The organism is Alkalihalophilus lindianensis (genome assembly GCF_032843265.1).
GTDB classification, from domain to species: Bacteria; Bacillota; Bacilli; order Bacillales; family Bacillaceae_D; genus Alkalihalophilus; species Alkalihalophilus lindianensis.
The window spans coordinates 1-229 of the sequence record NZ_JAWJBA010001158.1; the positions used below are offsets into that span (position 1 = coordinate 1).

The window sequence follows — 229 nt, forward strand, 5'->3', positions numbered from 1 at the left end:
CCACAATCCGGAGATTTATGAGCGTTCACCAAGATTGGGAGGAAACTTAATACCGGGTGGTGCACCGAAGTTTAAAGAAGATGACCATGCCCTTGCTGATTGGTACACGTATGAGTTAAATCGCTTAAACGTTCCTATTCACTTGAACAAAGAAGTGACAAAAGAGTTTATTTTACAATCTGATGCAGATGTTGTGATTATGGCTACGGGTTCGAATCCTAAGATTTTC

1 pseudogene is annotated in these 229 nt (G+C 40.6%); it reads left to right on the forward strand.

Features of this window, described 5'->3' with window-relative positions:
• Window positions 1-229 (forward strand): annotated as a pseudogene (locus RYX56_RS25705) (FAD-dependent oxidoreductase); the annotation flags it as partial.